Source organism: Psychrobacter sp. S1-30-MNA-CIBAN-0213 (genome assembly GCF_040309845.1).
Classification (GTDB): Bacteria; Pseudomonadota; Gammaproteobacteria; order Pseudomonadales; family Moraxellaceae; genus Psychrobacter.
The window spans coordinates 36471-56427 of the sequence record NZ_JBEOPE010000015.1 but is presented as its reverse complement, the minus strand read 5'-3'; the positions used below and the strand labels follow the sequence as shown (position 1 = coordinate 56427).

16 protein-coding genes are annotated in these 19957 nt (G+C 39.8%); 10 read left to right on the top strand and 6 right to left on the bottom strand.

The features are described 5' to 3' along the window. Positions 1 to 2: 2 nt before the first annotated feature. The 3 genes from AAEY87_RS12395 to AAEY87_RS12385 all read left to right on the top strand — a co-directional run bounded on the left by AAEY87_RS12395 (position 3) and on the right by AAEY87_RS12385 (position 1260). Positions 3 to 164, top strand: coding sequence for a DUF2256 domain-containing protein (locus AAEY87_RS12395; protein WP_350657415.1), 162 nt, complete (start codon positions 3 to 5; stop codon positions 162 to 164). Positions 165 to 338: 174 nt separating this feature from the next. Next, on the top strand, positions 339 to 482 hold the full coding sequence (locus AAEY87_RS12390) for a DUF2256 domain-containing protein (protein WP_350657414.1): 144 nt from the start codon (positions 339 to 341) through the stop codon (positions 480 to 482). Between the two features lie 103 nt (positions 483 to 585). After that, a complete protein-coding gene (locus AAEY87_RS12385; RefSeq protein WP_350657413.1) occupies positions 586 to 1260 on the top strand; it encodes a class I SAM-dependent methyltransferase in 675 nt (224 codons plus the stop codon). A 401-nt stretch (positions 1261 to 1661) separates the two neighbouring features. On the opposite strand, the gene AAEY87_RS12380 is transcribed toward AAEY87_RS12385, so the two are convergent. The 4 genes from AAEY87_RS12380 to metH form a co-directional block, all read right to left on the bottom strand. Further along, positions 1662 to 3503: a DUF3732 domain-containing protein gene (locus AAEY87_RS12380; protein ID WP_350657412.1), complete on the bottom strand. Its 1842-nt coding sequence runs from the start codon at positions 3501 to 3503 to the stop codon at positions 1662 to 1664. Beyond that, positions 3500 to 3805 (bottom strand): hypothetical protein, encoded by a 306-nt coding sequence (locus tag AAEY87_RS12375; protein WP_350657411.1) that lies wholly within the window; start codon positions 3803 to 3805, stop codon positions 3500 to 3502. The genes AAEY87_RS12380 and AAEY87_RS12375 overlap by 4 nt, the downstream gene beginning before the upstream one ends. Before the next feature lie 134 nt (positions 3806 to 3939). Further along, positions 3940 to 5133: a hypothetical protein gene (locus AAEY87_RS12370; RefSeq protein ID WP_350657410.1), complete on the bottom strand. Its 1194-nt coding sequence runs from the start codon at positions 5131 to 5133 to the stop codon at positions 3940 to 3942. Between the two features lie 421 nt (positions 5134 to 5554). After that, complete coding sequence (metH, locus tag AAEY87_RS12365) at positions 5555 to 9241, bottom strand: methionine synthase (RefSeq protein WP_350657434.1); 3687 nt, start codon at positions 9239 to 9241, stop codon at positions 5555 to 5557. Between the two features lie 752 nt (positions 9242 to 9993). On the opposite strand from metH, the gene AAEY87_RS12360 reads away from it, so the two are divergent. Further along, positions 9994 to 10578 carry a fasciclin domain-containing protein gene (locus tag AAEY87_RS12360; RefSeq protein WP_068034530.1) on the top strand — a complete coding sequence of 195 codons (585 nt, stop codon included), beginning with the start codon at positions 9994 to 9996 and terminating at the stop codon, positions 10576 to 10578. A gap of 80 nt (positions 10579 to 10658) precedes the next feature. Further along, entirely contained in the window at positions 10659 to 11279 is a 621-nt protein-coding gene (locus AAEY87_RS12355; protein ID WP_350657409.1) for a fasciclin domain-containing protein, read from the top strand. 229 nt (positions 11280 to 11508) lie between these two features. Here the strand turns inward: AAEY87_RS12355 and AAEY87_RS12350 are convergent, their stop codons facing one another. After that, positions 11509 to 13056 carry an alanine/glycine:cation symporter family protein gene (locus AAEY87_RS12350; protein ID WP_350657408.1) on the bottom strand — a complete coding sequence of 516 codons (1548 nt, stop codon included), beginning with the start codon at positions 13054 to 13056 and terminating at the stop codon, positions 11509 to 11511. Between the two features lie 1007 nt (positions 13057 to 14063). On the opposite strand from AAEY87_RS12350, the gene AAEY87_RS12345 reads away from it, so the two are divergent. The 4 genes from AAEY87_RS12345 (at position 14064) to AAEY87_RS12330 (ending at position 17961) form a co-directional block, all read left to right on the top strand. Beyond that, positions 14064 to 14696 (top strand): LemA family protein, encoded by a 633-nt coding sequence (locus AAEY87_RS12345; protein ID WP_350657407.1) that lies wholly within the window; start codon positions 14064 to 14066, stop codon positions 14694 to 14696. A 218-nt stretch (positions 14697 to 14914) separates the two neighbouring features. Next, on the top strand, positions 14915 to 16090 hold the full coding sequence (locus AAEY87_RS12340) for a TPM domain-containing protein (RefSeq protein WP_350657406.1): 1176 nt from the start codon (positions 14915 to 14917) through the stop codon (positions 16088 to 16090). A gap of 296 nt (positions 16091 to 16386) precedes the next feature. After that, entirely contained in the window at positions 16387 to 16917 is a 531-nt protein-coding gene (locus AAEY87_RS12335; RefSeq protein ID WP_068034538.1) for a TPM domain-containing protein, read from the top strand. A 45-nt stretch (positions 16918 to 16962) separates the two neighbouring features. Next, the gene (locus AAEY87_RS12330) at positions 16963 to 17961 is read left to right on the top strand and encodes an adenosine deaminase (protein ID WP_350657405.1); all 999 of its coding nucleotides are present in this window, start codon (positions 16963 to 16965) and stop codon (positions 17959 to 17961) included. A 56-nt stretch (positions 17962 to 18017) separates the two neighbouring features. On the opposite strand, the gene AAEY87_RS12325 is transcribed toward AAEY87_RS12330, so the two are convergent. Beyond that, positions 18018 to 18821, bottom strand: coding sequence for an SIR2 family NAD-dependent protein deacylase (locus AAEY87_RS12325; RefSeq protein WP_350657404.1), 804 nt, complete (start codon positions 18819 to 18821; stop codon positions 18018 to 18020). Positions 18822 to 18856: 35 nt separating this feature from the next. Here AAEY87_RS12325 and AAEY87_RS12320 point away from each other — a divergent pair, with 35 nt between their 5' ends. Beyond that, the gene (locus AAEY87_RS12320) at positions 18857 to 19225 is read left to right on the top strand and encodes a hypothetical protein (protein ID WP_350657403.1); all 369 of its coding nucleotides are present in this window, start codon (positions 18857 to 18859) and stop codon (positions 19223 to 19225) included. The last annotated feature ends 732 nt before the right edge of the window (positions 19226 to 19957 follow it).

Genomic DNA, 19957 nt, shown 5'->3' with positions numbered 1-19957 from the left:
GTATGGCGCACAAAAAGAAAAACGTCCGCAAAAAAGAATGTCCAGTCTGCCAGCGCGAGTTTAGCTGGACCAAAAAGCTAGATAAAAATTGGGATAACATGGTCTATTGTTCAGACCAGTGTCGCCGAGTGAAGAAGTATGAGGGCTTAGAACATCAGAAGTAATGTAAAATTCAAGGTGGTTGTAGTCTGGTGCTTTTAGCCCAGCATCTTATATTTAGATAGCAAACTTTGTGCAATTGGCGTGTAGGGTGCGCCGGGCGCACCAATTTGAAAATCTGTCTTATAAATTTATTCATAAATATCATGCAAAATTGTGAATAAGACAAAAGGAAAGCGATGGCACATAAAAAAGTAAACTTACCGCAAAAAATCTGCCCCGTCTGCCAGCGTCCGTTTACATGGCGTAAGAAATGGGAGAAAGATTGGGAGCAGGTAATTTATTGTTCGGAGCGTTGTCGGCGGGGGAAGAGAAGCGACTAAAATACAAAGACGCTAATTTCTTTCAGGTTTATAAATACAGCTACCTTTCAAACGACATCATTAACAAACAGCCAATATCACAACCAACCCGACCGAGACCTTCATGAAATCAAAGCCGCCATCAAAGCCAACTTTTAAACTGTTAAGTCTCAAAAGCATCTACGACAATAAAGTCCTGCCTTTATTAATTGATAAGGCCTGTGCATTAGACGTTGTGAGCAAGCAAAGAGCGCTTGTCGTCCCAAAAGCCAGTGGCATAGTGCTAGAAGTCGGTGTTGGCAGTGGGCTCAATGCTAGATTTTATAACCCACAAACCGTCAAACAAGTCATAGGCGTCGACCCGCACTTGCATCCATTGGCAGCAGAGCGCTTTGCTAGTGCAGGCATCGACTTTATCTTGCAGCCGTTATCCGCCGAGACTTTACCTCTTGAGGACAATAGCGTTGATAGTATCGTCATGACATTTACCCTATGCTCCATCCCTAATCCTATCCAAGCGCTAACTGAGATGAGACGCGTGCTAAAACCGACTGGCACCCTATATTATGCCGAGCACGGCTTAGCGCCGCAGCCCAGCTGGGTGGGTAAAATCCAACAGCTCATCACCCCAGCATGGAAGCCGATAGCGGGCGGTTGTCATCTGGATAGGGATATCGAACAGCTGATAGCACAAGCGAGGTTTGAGGTGTCGGGTCAGCAAGGATTTACTCAGGGCGTCAACATCGTTGGTTATCACTATTGGGGCGAGGCGACGGCTGCTATACCTAAGTCGTCATAAATTTGGCTTTGTTTATCGATTAAAGCTATCTAAATTTCAAGCTAATAGTGGCAGTGGATTATTCAAACGCTCAAGCGTAAATGTATCCAAAGACTAAAGAATAATAAGCAGCCAATCCTGCTTTTCGCTCATATCTGCTGGTCTATGCGAAGCATTAGCTAAGATTTGGTGCGTCGCCTGCTCCGTGCGCCTGAGGAGGGAGAAAACGAGTGTCTGGGGAACACTCGTCCCGATGCAAGAGAAAATATGTGATTTTCTGAACAAACCAAGCCATTGCAACTCGCCCGGCCAAGCAGGATAACCGCTACAATCAGGGCTAAACCGCACCTTCAACGCAGCGTCAACTCAAAAAAATTAGAACTTAAGTGGTGAATAGGGTGCATTCTACGCAATATCTAGATTTAATTTAACATTTCTTCTGGAATGAGCGCATTACCATTTCTAAATTCTTCAACCAAATAGAAGTGTTCTAAGTCTTCAAAAAAATCAGGAGATACATGCTCAAAAATAATCATTTGAAAGTGACCATCTTCTTGTAGTCGATTTTCAATGAAATCATTAAGTAATACAAACGCTTTTTTTATCTTATAATTATCACTATCTATATCTTCAATAATTTTTCTACTTCCATTATCTTCAAAATAGGGTCGGCTAGGTTGATCAATAACTAAAAATGGAGGAACATAAGGTGCTTCATTTAAAAAAATGACTTCATGGATAGCTAGTGACAAAAATAAATGTAAAAACATATGGTTTGAACTACTTCCAACACTAGGTTCTATCTTAGAAGAATGAGGCCTACGCAATTGTAAAGCTTTATCTTTATAATTAAATTTTGGTTGGTATGTTGAGTAATTACCTAATACTTCTCCATACTTTAGTATATAGTCACGTATTACTTCTTCAATCAAGTCAATAGTTAATGACATGCTTTCTTCAGTATTTTCGATGATTATGCTATTAATGTCTTCTTGGATTCTATCTATTTCTAATTTAAGATTTTCAGGTACTTTATCTTCATTTGAATATAGCTTTAATATTTCAGTTGCTCTTCCTATAAATATAAGCTTCTGTTCATCATTATCTGAAATTTTAAAATATTTAGGTAATTTATCAAGTTCAAGTTCAATAGATCTTAAACCTTCATTTAAATTCGATATTTCATCAACTACTTGTTTATCAATAGGAGTTTTTTTACTGTTAGCTTTCTTTAATTCATTAAGCTCATAACTAAGATGTTTGATAATGTCATTAAAATATAGCGTCCGTATTTCTACATTTTTATTCAAGTAATCTATAGGTTTTAAACTATCATGTAAGGCTGAAAGGTTCTTCTTGTATATACTATATTCACTACTAAAAGTATTTAAATTTCTTATTTTTCTCAAGATTAAATTTTTATTTCTTACAAGTTCTTCACGTTTACCTATATTAGTATTATCTTGAAATTTTTTACTCTCTATCAGGTCTTTTAACTCGCCAATAGCTACTTCATCTTCTTCAGAAGAAATCAAAGCCATCTCCCTAGCAGAAAATAAGATTTTTCTTATTTCATCATGGGAGTGCTGTTCAAGCTTATTGTGCTTATCTCTCTTCCTATCAATCGCTTTAATCTCTTTTTCTAGGCTTACTTTTTTCTCTTTAAGTAAGATGTTCTCTATACTTTCTATTCCTGTAGCTATATCAAATATTCTGGGCAAGGCCTCTCTGTATCTTGAGTCATGTTGTTTATCAAAAAAAATATTGCGCGATTCAGTGATGATATCTTGTGAAATAGTATTAAACATCAAGAAAAATCTAAGCGATATTTTAGAGTCTTGCTTTAATTGATTGCCACCATAAGCTATAGTAGTATTAGAGTTGATAGAGAATTCAGTCTCGATAGTTAACTTTAAAGCTTTTTCAGTATTATTAGCAATAGGGACAGACTTAGGGATTTCGCCTATGCTAGAAAAGTAATATTTATTCGAAACATTTCTATTATAGTGTTCCCTTGCAAGAGTATAAAACTTATCATTAATTTGAAATGATACTCCGTACCACTCAACATTCTCGTTAATAACACTGTCAGAAATATTCATTGAACTAGCAAAGAAGCAGTAATCAATTATATCTAAAATAGCTGTTTTACCAGTATTACTATGTCCAGTAATTACGTTAACTTTATCTGACTCAAAATTAAGGGTTCTTCTATTGCCATTCTTAAGCCATAAAACTATTTTGAGAATATTAAATTTTATCATAAATCAACTCTTAAATTTAAATATAGCTTTGAGCTATCTTGACTAAGTATTTTTGCCATATTGTTTGAAGCTTTACTTATTTTTAAAGCTCTTTTGCCCATACTGGTATGATATTCAAAAGGCGATTCACATTTTAATTTCCCATTATTTAAGCTTAAAGCCTTAGTTTCAATAAGATATTGAATTGCATCAACAGCTTGTGAGATAGTATCTTCATATCTATCATTGAAGTTTGAGAAATACTCTATTCTTAATGCAATTAAATGCTCGATACTAAGTATTTCTGTACTCTTGTGCGCCAAATAATCAGTTAATGGTTAATGTGCATAGAAAGGCATGATTAATAATACTTTTGCTAATGTTAGTTCACCTAATCTATCGATAGTAGAATGGATAGCAATTGCTACTATTCCAAAGTTATTGTAGCTACCTAAGTTCACTTTTCGTATTTCTCCCAACCAATCGACCAACCAATTTCTGGAATATCAGATAAATAATAGAACTCTCCGTTGCTCATATCCGTATCAAGTTCCTGTCCATCAATCATAAGTTTTTCTTTTCTCAAATCATCAATCATTTCAAGACTTTTATCATCATCAAGAATCCTTCTGCTCTTACTTTTCCAGCTATTTTTCCAGTTAGCTTTAGCATCATTATGAAAATCTTCACATTTATTGTGAGTAATTTCACCTTTTCTGTGCCAGTCAAATATATTATTCTCTAGCTTCATTTTTTGAGCGGTTAACCGAGCTAACTCATCAATATCATTATCATTAAAGTCTCCAATATCTAATAATTGTTTAATAAAAACTTGTGTTTTCATTTCAGAATGGCTAGGTAGGTTTTTTGTAAGAGGTCTAATACTTAGTTTAGTGATTGAAGGATGAAAATATACTCTATACTTATCATAAAAGTCATCAAAACTGATTTGAAATTTATCACCCTCTTTTATAGTTATAAAGTTTTGTCTTTTAATATCTGAATATAAATCTCTAAATACTTGTTCGATATGTCGCTTCTCTACCATTTTTACTCTAAGTGCGCCATGAATCATTCCAATAATATCTCTGTCCTCTAGTATAAAACCCACTTTTAGAATAAATTTATGAAGTACCGATTTATCTAGTTTTAAAACGTTGTTTATGAAAGGAATGATTTTAGATGTGGAAGCAGTGTCAGATTTAATCAGTTCTAGCTCATCATAAAACTTGTTGATATCTATAGATGATTTCTTCAACTGTTCTATCAAATTAATAATTTTATTATCTTGGTTAGTTTTTTTATTACTAAATAATATAAACTCAGACTTTTTAACAAACTCTATTTGTTCTACGATATCTGAACGATTATCGTATTCATCGCTAATTATTTTTGCCCAGTTTGATAGTGTCTTCCATAAGTCTATATCTCTAGTTGTAAGGTTCCTATCCTTATGTATAGTATGCTTAACTTGATAAAATAACTGACAGTCATTATTTAGATCGGTATGCACATCATCTTTTACTTCTAAACCAATAGACTCACCTTCTTTAAGCTGTAACAGCTTATATAAGAAAAAATAATACTGAAAATCAAAGCCTAGAGCGGTTTTGTCAGCACTTGTAGATTCAGTATGAGGTTTCTGCGACATATTAAAAATCCATTTTTTAAGCAATTTCAGATATTTATCTAATAATATCAGAAATTTCTTAAATGTGAACTTATGTAAAATTTTTAATATGTAAAGAGTTAAAAGCCGATGTGAGCTTAAAAGTTATTGTATATAAATGAAGCTGAAGATGGCAAGTTATTAATAACTTTATACGACAACAGATGTCGTCATATTTAGCTTCAAACCTTAGAAAAAACAAGAGGTTACCGCTAGACTCAATTATAGTGGATATACGAATGGGCTAGGCGATTTGTGGTGGATTATTTTGAGATATTATTGAGTAATAGGAACGACTTAAAACTTAACGACAGTCTCGTCTATACTGGAAGATAGAAAAAAAGCGGAATCAATTATAAAAATCAATCCCGCATAAAATTTTCTCTAAAAAATCTAACCAACCCTACAAATTCGGATTCAACCACTTCTCGGCAGTCTTCATATCCCAACCTTTACGCTCAGCATAGCTCTCTAACTGATCGCTGCTGATTTTACCCACATTAAAGTATTCACTCTCAGGATGCGAATAGTAAAAGCCGCTGACCGATGACGCAGGCCACATTGCAAAACTTTCAGTTAGCGTCGTACCGATAGCCTCAACCGTACCGAGCCAGTCAAACAATTTACCTTTTTCGGTATGCTCAGGACAGGCAGGATAGCCAGGCGCAGGGCGGATACCAACATATTTCTCTTTAATCATCTCATCATTGGTTAAATTCTCATCAGCCTGATAGCCCCAATAGTCTTTACGAATCAGCTCATGCAAATGCTCAGCGAAGGCTTCGGCTAGGCGATCAGACAGCGCTTGTACCATGATAGCGTTATAGTCATCGCCTGCCTCTTTGTACTTTTCAGCCAGTGCTTCTGTCCCGACTATCGATACTGTAAAGCCACCAAGATAATCAGTATGGGTATCCGATGGTGAGATAAAGTCTGCTAAGCTAAAGTTTGGCTTGCCGCTGGCTTTGTCGCTTTGTTGACGTAAGTGCTCAAACTGATAGGTCGGCTTGCCGCCATCAGCTGGACTGTTGTCATAGACGGTGACGGTATCGGCGCCAGTACGTTTGGCTGGCATCAGTTTAAACACACCTTTGGCAACGATTAACTTCTCATCAATCATTTTTTGCATCAAGTCATTCGCATTGTCGAACAAATCACGGGCCGCTTCTCCAACCACATCGTCTTGCAAGATTTTCGGGTATTTGCCCGCTAGACCCCAAGAGATAAAGAAAGGTGTCCAGTCGATATAAGGCAGTAGGTTAGTGATAGGATAATCGTCAAATATTACTTGTCCTAGTTTGTTAGGTACAGGTGGCACATAGTTTTCCCAGTCATCTTTAAAGCCAATCTTGATAGCGTTGGCATAAGATATTTTGGCCGCTTTTGGTTGGCGCTTAGCGAGACGCTCACGCACCTTTATATATTCTTCGCGGGTCTCATCAATCAAGCCTTGACGGTGCTCTTTAGAGAGCAGCTTAGTCACCACGCCCACTGAACGTGAGGCATCAGCCACATAGATGACGGCATCGTTTTGATACTGAGGTTCGACTTTGACTGCCGTATGCGCTTTAGAGGTCGTTGCCCCGCCAATCATCAAGGGTAGGGTCATGCCGCGCTCTTGCATTTGCTTGGCAACATAAACCATTTCATCAAGGCTTGGCGTAATCAGGCCAGATAAGCCAATGATATCGACTTCCTCAGCGATAGCGGTATCGAGGATTTTTTCACAAGGTACCATCACGCCCATATCTACGATGTCATAGCCGTTACAGCCGAGTACCACACCGACGATGTTTTTGCCGATATCATGGACGTCGCCTTTGACGGTCGCCATGAGGATTTTACCTTTCTTTTCACCTTCGACTTTTTCCGCTTCGATATATGGATTCAGCCAAGCGACTGATTGTTTCATTACACGTGCAGATTTCACGACTTGCGGTAAGAACATTTTACCTGCGCCAAATAAATCACCGACGATATTCATACCGTCCATCAGTGGTCCTTCGATGACTTCTAGCGGTTTGGGGTATTTCTCCCAAGCTTCTTTGGTATCGGCTTCGATAAAGGTGGTGATACCTTTGACTAATGCATGAGCAATACGTTCTTCTACCGTGCCTTCGCGCCATGACATATCAACGGTGCTGTCTTTTTTCTTGCCGCCATCTTGGTAGTTTTCAGCGACGGTCATCAGACGCTCAGTAGCATCTTGACCAGTCTCACCTTGGTTTCGATTCAGCATGACATCTTCGATAGCATCGCGTGCTTCCTTCGGGATGTCGTCATATAGCTCTAGCATGGCAGGGTTGACGATACCCATCGTCAGACCGTTTTGAATCGCATGAAATAAAAATACGGAGTTGATGGCTTCACGAATCGGATTACCACGGAAGCTAAACGAGACGTTGGATACGCCGCCCGATACCATCGCATTGGGCAAGTTATCCGTAATCCACTTAGTGGCATTGATAAAGTCGGCGCCGTAATTATTATGTTCAGTGATACCGGTGGCGACCGCAAAGATATTGGGGTCAAAGATAATGTCCTCGCTAGGGAAGCCGACTTCGTTGACTAAGACATCATAGCTACGCTGACAGATCTCAGTTTTACGCTCAAAAGTATCGGCTTGACCGTCTTCATCAAAGGCCATGACGATAATAGCAGCGCCGTAGCGCATACATAGTTTGGCGCGCTCGACGAACTCAGCATGACCTTCTTTTAAGGAGATAGAGTTGACGACGGACTTACCTTGGATACGCTTAAGACCTTCTTCGATAATGTCCCATTTCGAGGAGTCAATCATCAAAGGTACACGACTGATATCAGGCTCACCAGAGACCAAATTAACGAAGTGAATCATCGCCTGCTTGGAGTCAAGCATGCCTTCATCCATGTTGATATCGACGATTTGCGCGCCGCCCTCGACCTGATCGCGCGCGACATCTAGAGCCTCGGTATAGGCTTCGGTTTTAATCAAACGTAGAAACTTCTTCGAGCCAGTAACGTTGGTACGTTCACCAACGTTGACGAATAAGCTATCAGGCGTGATAGTAAATGGCTCAAGCCCAGACAGACGACAAGCAGGTGCGATTTCAGGAATCACGCGCGGTGGGTATTTTGCCACCATATTAGCGATTTGGCGGATATGCTCAGGCGTCGTACCACAGCAACCACCGACGATGTTTAAAATGCCCGCTTTAGCAAAGCCTTCAAGCAGGGCAGTGGTTTCCTTTGCCGTTTCGTCATATTCACCAAACTCATTCGGCAAGCCGGCGTTCGGATGCGCTGAAACATAAGTATTGGCAATATTAGATAACGTTTGGATATGTGGACGCAGTGCATCTGCCCCGAGTGCACAGTTGAAACCAACCGATAGCGGCTTGGCATGGCGAATCGAGTTATAAAACGCCTCAGCCGTTTGACCTGATAGCGTCCGACCAGAGGCATCAGTGATCGTACCCGAAATCATAATCGGTAATTCAAAACCAATATCGTCAAACACCCCAGTAATCGCAAATATCGCCGCTTTAGCGTTTAGCGTATCAAAAATGGTTTCAATCAATATAAGATCCACACCGCCTTCTATTAAAGCTAGTGTCGCTTCACGGTAATTTAGCACCAACTCATCAAAGGTAATGTTACGAAAGGCTGGGTCATTGACATCAGGTGATAGCGAGCAAGTTCGTGACGTTGGCCCAATGACTCCAGCGACGAAGCGCGGCTTCTCAGGGGTCTTGGCAGTAAATTCGTCAGCAGCTTCGCGCGCTAATTTAACCGCAGTCTTGTTTAGCTCTGGCACCAGATATTCCATATCATAGTCAGACATCGATAGCCGCGTACCATTAAACGTATTGGTCTCGATGATATCTGCACCAGCAGCAAGATGGTCGCTATGAATCTCTTTAATCATCTGCGGTTGGGTGAGCACGAGCAGATCGTTATTACCACGTACGTCTTGGCTAATATCAGCAAAACGTTCTCCACGATAATCAGCTTCCTCCAGCTTATAATTCTGAATATGGGTGCCCATCGCCCCATCTAACACCAAGATACGTGAGGCCATCTGTTCAGTTATGCGCGTACGTGCAGTCAGTTGCTGCTCCTTAAAAGGAAATACAGCAGGCGGCGTCAAGATAAAGTCATCGGCAGCATTTGAGTGAGTGGGCATAGTATTATCTTCAGAAGAAGTCATCGAGGTCATTTTTTGAGTCATAGGAACACTGCTTATATCGTCAATATCATAAAAAGGAGAAAAAAGAGAAAATTTACAAAACTATAAGAAATAAGAAAGCACAAATCTGCAATATTCTAGCATGAAAAATATAGCGTTTATCGGTATGTTTTTATTCATATTTAGCATCAAAGACAAGACCTTGAGCTTTTGAATATGTAAATTTACATAGCATTAAAGTCATACTCAAAGGCATATTATATGCTTTTATACGAATATATGGTCATTGCATTAGTTGCTCAGGATATGAAGGTTTTTCTTAAGCGATTAAAAAATAGACCATGTTACAAAGCAGACAAAACTTACAAGGATGTGACAAAAAATAGCGCAAACGCAAATAGTTAAAGTTGTAAGCCATGCTAATTTGGCTGCGTAAGGTTTGGTTGCTCGTAAGTATAGCTTATAAGCTCTTAGATAATAATGGTGAACTATTATCCCTAGGCAGTACGTATATCATCTGTGATAAGTCACTGTATATACTCATTAACTGCGACTGCCTAGATAGATAGTAAGTCACCATGTATAAGTTAATTTATTAAAACTTTACCTTCAAAAAGAACGACTCAATCATTAAATTCGCACTCAGGATAGACCTCAAAATCAAGGATATGAATATGAAATTTACTAAACTCGCTACTATCGGTACATTGGCTGTCTCAATTGTTGGCCTAAGTGCTTGTAACAACATCATGCCAGCTAAAAAAGCACCGATGCCAGCAAAACAAGCATCTGCACAAGCTCAGCAAGCACCTGCACAAAATGCAGCTATGGCTAAGATGAATGTGGTACAAGTGGCTCAAAGCAATCCTGAATTCTCAACGTTAGTTGAAGCAGTACAAGCTGCTGGTATAGCTGGTCCGTTAGCTAACCCTGATGCGAACTTCACTATCCTTGCACCAACCAATGCAGCTTTTGCCCAAGCCTTACAAGAAACTGGTATGAGTAAAGAGCAGCTATTTGCTAACAAACCCGTATTAACCAAGATTTTAGGGTATCACGTGATTAATGGTGCAGCTCCAGTTTATGCCAAAGATGTAAAACCAGGCAATATTATGATGCTTAGCAAAGATACCTTGATGGTAACACCTGAAGGCAAACTAATGGATGAAAGTGGCCGTACTGCCAGTATCTTGCAAACAGACATCGCAGCTACCAATGGTGTAGTACATGTTATCGATAAAGTATTGTTACCGCAATAAATGAACGGAACGCTGCTTTTTGACTTTATATAATGTAATGAATGCAAAACTACTTAATTAATATTCATAAGGATAGACCCATGTTAAAAAAGACTTTATTATCTTTAGCAATCGCAACAACGGCAATGACATTAGTAGCTTGTAATGATGCAGAAACGGTTGCTGAGCCGGCAGTTGAGCCTGAAGTAACGACTGAACCGATGGTTGAGCCGGAGCCAATGGCAGAGCCTGAAGTTATGGAAGAACCTGCTGCTATGTCTGAAGAGGCTACTGCTACACAAAATATCGCTGAAATCACCGCTGAAAATAATGATTTAACGATCTTGACCGCAGCATTAAAAGCGGCTGGACTTGATCAAACATTAATGGCAACGGATACCAACTACACGGTATTTGCTCCAACAGATGCAGCATTCACTGATGTGCTAACCAAGCTTGATGTTACTAAAGAAGAGCTGTTGGCTGACAAAGATATGCTAACCAATGTGCTGTCGTATCATGTTATTCCAAGCATGATAGTAAAATCTGCTGATATCCCTTATGGTACTGACATCGAAACAGTGAACGGTCAAGCGTTCTCTATTAGTGATGCTAATGTGATCACAGATGCTAGTGGTGGTACTGCCAATATCACTCAGCCAGACATCATGGCGACTAATGGTGTCGTTCATGTAATTGACACAGTGTTAATGCCTAAATAACGTTGTTCTAAAAGTAACATAGCTAAATTAGTCAATATTTTTAAAAGAAAAACCCAGCACTTATTGCTGGGTTTTTTGTTTTGCTAAAAAGTTATCTATCTCTTAATCTGAGCGATGGCGATTATTATCAATTAAACATAATGTGTACTACACGAAAAAGCCCAAGACCATTGCCTCAGGCTTTTTTGATTTAATCGTTAGTTGCTACTTTTACATTCTTTAAAAAACGTTATTTATGCTCTTTATGTATTGGATCTTTTGCCAATCTTTCTTGCTCTTCTAGATGACGTGCTTCCCAATAAGGCGCATTTTTGATACCGAATTTTGCAGGATCAAAGGTATAGCGCTTCACACCAGCTTTACGCTGTGCTTCATAATCTTTAAGCATAGTGAGTGTTGGACGTGCAACAACAAAGATAACAAGAATACCAACGATATTGAGCCAAGCCATAAGACCAACACCGATATCACCAATAGCCCAGATATAGCCGGCTGAGTTAAGACCACCGTAAGCAACCATCACCATAATTAAGACTTTGACGAAAAAGAGACCTTTTTTATTGGCACCGCGACTAATAAAGCGAGTCAAATAAGCAACGTTTACTTCAGCGATATAGTAGTAAGCCAAGATAGTCGTAAAGGCAAAGAAGAATACGGCGACAGCGATAAAGGTATTACCGTAAGTACCATAAACAGATTCCATCGCCATTTGCGTAAAGGCAGGCGAGTTAATTTCAACACCAGTAGCTACGTTTTGGACGATGAACTGACCATCTGGAAGCTTACCTTGAATGTTATACATACCTGTAGATAAAATCATGAAGGCGGTAGCAGAACAGACTAGCAACGTATCTACATATACTGAGAATGCCTGTACTAAACCTTGCTGTGAGGGATGCTGAACCTCTGCAGCAGCAGCAGCGTGAGGGCCAGTACCCTGTCCGGCTTCGTTAGAGTAGATCCCACGTTTTACACCCCAACCAATAGCAGCACCAAAACCTGCTTGTGCCGTAAAGGCATCGCCAACGATCATACCGAAGACTTGTGGAACCATGTCAATGTTACTAAACATGATAATCAAAGCAAGGACAATATAGCCTAGTGCCATAAAAGGGACTGCAAACTCAGTAAAGGTCGCAATACGCTTAATACCACCAAAGATAATAATACCTAGGACCACTAGAATAATGCCTAGCGCTACTAAACGCATAGAGCCAACTTCTAAGCTGCCAATATTTACTATTGTTCCTTCACCCATCACCTGTGCAAAAGCACTGATAACACCGTTCGCCTGTACGCCAGGTAAGAACATACCACAGGCTAAGATAGAGGCGATCGCAAAGAGGATACCATACCATTTTTGACCAAGTGCGCGTTCAAAATAGTAAGCTGGACCACCACGATATTCGCCAGTAATCACATCTTTTTCTTTATAAATCTGTGCGAGTGTAGACTCAACATAGGCTGTAGATGCGCCTAAGAAGGCTACAATCCACATCCAAAACACAGCACCTGGACCACCGAAGCCGATAGCAGCAGCTACCCCAGCGATGTTACCCATACCCACACGTCCCGCGAGTGAGACGGCAAGTGCCTGAAATGATGAAATACCATCTGTACTGGATTTACCAGTAAATAGTAATTTGATCATTTCACCGAATAGACGCACTTGTACAAAGCGCGTCATAATAGAATAAAACAGACCCGCGCCCAAACACAGGTAGATCAGTGCAGGGCTCCAGATAATTCCGTTTACTAAATTGACTAAACCTTCCATATTATGTCTTCCTCAAACGTCCTCAAAGTGGTAATGCTCGGTGTTAATTATCCCATTAAGATAAAAATTAACACCCTTTTAACCACTCAGGATGGATTGTAATTGTCTGTATTTATCCGCTTGGCTTATCATTAACACAACTAGTGTTAATACAATCTTAGCTGCGGTCGCAATTCCTTTTGCCTTTCTGGTTGTCGCAGTATTATGATGACATAACACAGTAAGAATAGGTAGATAAAGAATAGACCAGCGGATAAAACAAGTAGTTATTGTCATTAAATACCAATCAATATACTGACAGCATTCAACCTTTATTCAGCTGTTTTTGTTATCTCTACTTACTGATAGCTTTCAAATCCACAGTACATCAACTCTAACCACATGTTACTATTGAATAAATTAATAAATGTCGAAAAAGAATCAATGAGCAGTTCGCTCAACAGCTGTGGCATTTGCATTTAGCACAAGCAGGATATTCATCTTTTTGCGCTTAGCTAATACTAAATGAATAACAACTCCACTACCGAATGTATGCAAACCATACGGTTAAGTAACTGCAATTTGCCACAATTTCTTTATAATTACTAGATTTTTTTTTGAATCTACTGTGTTTATATTTTGCAATTACCACTTAACAACCTAATACAAGTCTACTAAAGTTATTAATAGAATGCGCTAATTGTTGACAAGCTTAGTACTTCATAACTTTTTAATATGTGATTATTAGCAACTATTAATAAAATCTGAATCAGCTAGTCATAGCAAGATGATAGATAGTAGGGCGATAGGTAGAATAGAGAGTTATTTGGTGACAAAAAAGTCAATTGTTTTGTTTTGCGGTTGTGTTTTGGTAACGATGAATTGTAAAAGAATAGCTATATCGCCATTATTAGCAGCATAATTAAAGGTAACCGTTTATTGACGATCACGATATTGTTTTCCAGCATAAATGGATAAACGGTAAGTTATCACTAAACGGTCAGCTATCACTATTAGGAGAATCAGATATGACGCGTAAATCTATTGTAAAACCCCTGTTACTATCAGCGGTATTAGCTACTTCAACAGTTGGCTTAACAGGTTGTGGTTATAACAATCTACAATCACAAGATGAACAAGTGACAGCCGCTTGGTCAGAAGTAGTCAACCAGTATCAACGCCGTTCGGATTTGGTTCCAAACTTAGTAAAAGTCGTGCAGCAATATGCGGATCAGGAGCAAGAGGTCTTTACGCAAGTGGCAGAAGCGCGCTCGCGTGCAGGTAGCATTAATATAACCCCTGAAGTGCTCAATGACCCACAAGCGATGGAGCGTTATGCTGAAGCACAAGCACAGATGGGTGGCGCATTGTCACGTCTGATGGCAGTATCTGAGCGTTACCCTGAATTGAAATCAGATGCTTTATTTCAAGATTTACAGGCACAGTTAGAAGGTACTGAAAACCGTATTACCGTAGCACGTAACCGCTATATCCAAGAAGTACAGGGTTACAACACGACAGTACGCCAGTTCCCCACTAATATCACTGCCAAAGTATTCGGTATGGATACCAAACCGAACTTTACGGTAGCTAACGAAGAAGAGATTTCTACTGCGCCAACCGTGGATTTCGGTGATGATGATGCCGCTACTGCTCAGTAAAGATTAGTAGATGAAAGTAAAAATAAAGCCATGCCAGAGTGTTTACGACTCTACTGCGTTAAGCCTATCTAATATAGGCGGCTTTACTTTTTATTTATCGTTGATAAGTATTAATAGAAGCATACATTTCATGGAAACGTACGGTAATACCGAACGCTTCGATATAGTACGTCACAATCCAGCTCAGCACGGATGTCATTCAAGGTGGTATAGATTAGATGAATAACTCGAAAGCGATCGTCTCTGCATTACTATTAACGCTTAGTGCTGGCAGTGCCACGCTACTATATGCTGCACCGGATGATGCTAGTGCTGCTATTAATAGTAGTGCCACCGATGCACAGTTGCAGAATCGTAGTGTTGAGGACTTGGTTGCTATTGCTAAAGCTGGTGAGGCTAATGAAGCTATCAATGATGCGGTACTCGGTAATGAAGCTATTAGTGGCACTATACTAGGTAATGATGCTATCAATCCCAACGCTGCTAATGACGAAGCTGTAGCACAGTCGCAGGCGACGACTAAGCCACCTATCCAATCAAGTGCTGCTAGTGTCGATGCTGATAAATTGATATTGAACGAACCAGTCGTTGATCAAGCCAACATCTTAAATCCTCAAGAAAAACAGCGCTTAGAGGCACAGCTGCGTAATATCTATCAGCAAGGTCTAGCACAAGCAGCTGTTGTCATTGTACCAACCACTAATGGCTTGCCAATATTTGACTATGCTTTGCAAGTTGCCACTAAATGGGAGTTAGGGGATAAAGACATCGATGACGGTTTGCTAATTGTGGTAGCTGTCAATGATCGCGATATGTACATTTTGACTGGCTATGGGTTGGAAGGTGTCCTACCGGATGCTGCGGTCAATCGTATTATTCGTGAGGATATTACCCCATTGTTTAAACAAAATGACTATGGGGCAGGGATATTGGCAGGCGTTAGTGCCCTTGAAAATCGACTCAATGCTGACCCTGAAGTACTGGCCCGCGCTGATGCTCAAGCAGCGGAACGTACTGCTCAGCAAGGCTCGGATGAGCTACCAACTCCTATCTTCCTATTTATAATGGCAATGATTTTTGGTAAGTTTATTACTAGTATCTTTGGACGCGTATTTGGTTCTATCTTAACCGCAGGTGGTTTCTTCGCAGGTTCTCTAGCATTGGGTGGCGGATTTTTCATGACTGTCATTATGGCCATATTTATCTGGATGTTCTTGATTGCTCGAGGCTCAGGTGGCGGTGGTCGAGGAGGACGCGGCGGTGGCCGTAAAGGCGGTATGATATTCTTGCCTGGTCTTGGTGGTGGCAGCGGTGGCGGTGGCGGTTTTGGAGGTGGTGGCTTTGGCGGTGGCGGCGGTGGCTTTGGCGGTGGCGGTGCTGGAGGCTCGTGGTAGACTTTGTTGAATTTATTCACTTATCACCAATTTTAGAATCGATTTCTAGTTTAAAGTCAGTTTCTAGCGTCGAAAATTGAAAAAGCTGCTTGTATAATCAGTCCTAAATAAAAGAAGTACAAAAATAATAACGCGCTACTGAGATAGTTTTTCCTTGCTTGCTGTGCCTACGCAGACAGAGGCTGCGCAAAATTTATCTCAGTAGCGCTATATTTATTTTATAGTGGATTGACTATATAGCATGTTTGAATACCTACTAGATAACAGTTAGCAATCGCCTACTTGAGGAAAAAATAATGGTACAAAATAACTTACCTTTATCAGAGGCAAGTTTTGCCCGTTGGTGGCGTCAAGTCTTATTTGTCCCTATGCTGCATAGCAAGTGGCTGACGGCAGAGGCCAAGGCACGCCTGACAGCAAAAGTGACAGAAGCGGAGCAAGGTCATCGTGGCGAGGTGTTTTTGATTGTAGAAAATCATCTGCCTATTCAAGATGCTTATAGCACCAACTGCCGTGAGCGCGCTATTGATCTGTTTAGCGAATATCGAGTATGGGATACTGAAGAAAACACTGGTGTCTTAGTTTATGTCAATATCTGTGAGCACAAACTGGAAATCATCGCTGATCGTGGTATCAGTGCCCATGTTAGCCCAACAGTATGGCGAGCGATGTGTGATAAAGCAGTAACAGGCATTGCTAATAAGAAAATGGAAGAGAGCTTAAGCGATTTATTAGACGAGGTAGGACAGCTACTACGTCAATATTACCATTTGGAGCATGATCCAGCGGGCAATGAGCTATCTGATACAGTCGTATTTCTAAAATAGTGCTCTAAAAGGGTATATTTAGATAACAAAGATAATGGGATTACTATGATTGAATTAATAAGAAAACTACCGAAAGCTGAGCTGCACTTACATATTGAAGGCTCATTAGAGCCTGAGCTTATGTTCAGATTGTCCAAAAAAAACAACATAGATATTCCTTATAAAGACATAGAAGATGTGCGCGATGCCTATAATTTCACCAATTTACAGACTTTTTTAGACATATATTATGCCGGTGCCAAAGTACTCATCACAAAAGACGATTTTTATGATCTGACTTGGGAGTACATTTTAAAGTGCGTTGAAGACAATGTTATTCATACTGAGATATTCTTTGACCCCCAGACGCATACCGCAAGGGGCATTGCTTTTGAAACGGTCATAACTGGAATAAAAGAAGCTTTGATGGATGCTAAGGAAAAATACGGCATTACATCCTGTATTATCATGTGTTTTTTACGGCATTTACCACAACAAGATGCTTTTGATACTTTAGAAGAAGCTTTGGCATTTAAGGCTGACATTATTGGTGTCGGTCTTGATTCTTCAGAACTCGGAAATCCTCCATCGAAATTTACAGAGGTATTTAAGAAGGCCAAAGAAGAGGGGTTTAAATTAGTCGCGCATGCAGGTGAAGAAGGCGATTTCTCTTATATTTACGAAGCGCTAGATTTGCTAGGTATTAATAGAATAGATCATGGCGTGCAATCTATAAAAAGCGCTGAGCTTATGCAAAGACTAAAAGATGAGCAAATACCTCTTACTGTCTGCCCAAACTCAAACATTGAGCTAAAAGTATTTGAAACTTATAAAGAGCACAATATAAAAGAGCTTTTGGATTACGGCCTAAACGTAAGTGTCAATTCAGATGATCCAGCCTATTTTAAAGGTTATATCAATCAGAACTTTATCAATTTATGTGAAAACCTACCATTATCAGAGGATGATATTATCACTTTGGTAAAGAACTCTTTTAGATCCTCATTTATAGATGAAGAGTTAAAAGAAGTATATTTAGCTAAAGTTGATCGCGCACTACAATAATTTTGGTCAGGGTACGCCTAGTAGCTAGAGACCTAACCTTGTTTTTCGTAAAGCCATTATGATAGCGCAATGACTTGCTGTAACAGTAAGGGCATTACTACTCCTGCTTTCACCGCTAATGTGATATCAACGATGGTGTTGGGTGTTGGATCAGGGTTTATCTCAACAAGTTTTGCACCATTCTGCTTTGCTAAATGTGCCAGCCCTGCAGCAGGGTAAACTAAACTTGACGTACCAATACTGATGAATACTTCACAATTGGCGGCCGCATCCTCGGCGGTTTGCCACGCCTGTCCAGGTAGCGCCTCACCAAACCAAACAATATCAGGTCTGATATAACCATCGCAATGCTGGCAAGTTACTAGTTCATCGTCAAAGTTAACAGCCTCTTTGCTACTATCCCAAGCTGCGACTTCATTTTGGAAAGGCGTACCACAGTCATGACAACGATTACGCCACAGGTGACCATGTAAGTGCGTCACGGTGCTCCCAGCCTGTTCATGCAAGTCATCGACGTTTTGCGTAATTAAGGTGAAGCTCTGTTTATTTTTTTTGGCATCTTGTTGCCATTCGGCAAGAGCAAGATGGGCAGGGTTAGGGGTTTTATCATGGACCAATTGCCTGCGCCATTGATACCAAGACCAGACCAGCTTTGGATCACGTTCGAAGGCGGTAGGAGTGGCCAAATCCTCGGCACGGTAGTGTTGCCAAAGGCCAGTCTGCTTATCTCGAAAAGTGGGAATGCCACTTTCGGCTGACACGCCTGCACCAGTTAAAACACAAATGCGTGATTTAGTAGCTAGTAATTTAGCAGCACGCTGCACTTCTGCTATTAATTTTGGCGACAATTCTGCTAACATGGCTAAACCCTTGCTAATAATGGATATATCTTCCTATGATAGACGGAATTTGGTGGCTTGTCATATTGCTAGCAGTCATTGCAGTGCTATGGTTTATAGCGCACCTACGCGGTACTAAAAGTAATTATAAAGATAAAAACCACAAGCTATCGGCTACAAAGTCACAAGCTAATGATAGTTTGCAGAAAACTGCCGTTTTAATTAAGCAGCACTTTCCTGACTACCGAACCAGTCGAAGAGCCAAGCACTTGCTTATCGTTAAAGAAAGTAAGAAGATTGCGATGATTACTATAGATAATAGTATAGCGGTAGGTCAGCGACGATTAGGAGATGTGCCTATTATTAATTATCATCGAGTACCGAGTCGGACGCAGCTGAGTACTGATTTGCAAGATGTCTATTGAGCTAAACATAGAAATACAAGCGCTGAGCTAGCAAAATAGCATTTGGCGTATAAGACTGTCTAAATGATTTTAACTCTGTGAGAAAAACAGGAGACATACGGAGGTTAAAGCAAGTTGATCGTAACTTTTTCGTATTGAGAAAATAGCCTAGAAGTTAGGAAAAGTAATAAGGCTTAGGCGCCTAGCAAGTTAACAGCTAGTAGTCAGCGAATTACGATTAAACTTTCATTTTGAGTCGTATATTTTTATTGAACATCCACTCATAATGATTATATGAAGCTTTGTAACGGCTCTCGCGACATTGTTTAAATGGTTATGTTGCTGCATAGGTAAAAATGCTAGGTACCTATATTATTCTGACCATATCAAGATTTTGATATGGTTAAGCTCGATGTTACTCATCGTGTTGCCATTAACCAAACGACTACCATACCCCAAAATACAGATCCTACTGACAATGCAGCCATATAAAAAACACTCATTACGTCTCCTAGACTCAACTCATATAATATTAAAATTTACAAACTGCTAGCTTGTTTCAATCATTTCTTAAATATGCAATTAACGAGCCAAACAAATATTTTTGTATTTAAGACTATATTTAGTTTCTAGAATATTGCGCTAATATTCGTTTATATACATATAGTTACATAAATACCTTAAGACGCAATAATACTCATATTGCTTTTGAAATGTAAGCAATATTTTTAATAAAGAAGTTTTTTTTGTAAA